The 250-nt window shown below is 72.8% G+C and carries 1 protein-coding gene; it reads right to left on the bottom strand.

The window, feature by feature from the left end; translation table 11 throughout:
* Positions 1 to 250 (bottom strand): hypothetical protein (locus KZZ06_RS21710; protein ID WP_219581985.1); only part of this gene is annotated, 250 nt, incomplete at both ends.

Genomic DNA, 250 nt, shown 5'->3' with positions numbered 1-250 from the left:
GCCGTCCGCTCGGCCTCGTTCTCGGCGAGGCGGTGCACGTGCATCTCGGTGGCACCCCGGCGACGAACACGGTCGAGCCAGGTCCGGCGCAGATGGTCGCGCGGGCTCTCGCTGGAGCTCGCCACCGAGACCATCTCGGCGATGCCGGCATTGTCCCGGCGGACGGCGATCACCACGGCCTGCGCCATCTCGTCGAGGTCGAAGCCCCCGGCCGGATGGACACCGACCACGTAGCGCCGGCCGGAACGGC

Origin of the sequence: Sulfitobacter sp. CW3, from assembly GCF_019392245.1 — a bacterium.
GTDB lineage: Bacteria > Pseudomonadota > Alphaproteobacteria > Rhodobacterales > Rhodobacteraceae > Sulfitobacter.
The sequence above is the reverse complement of the archived record's forward strand: the minus strand, read 5'-3'. Positions and strand labels throughout refer to the sequence as shown.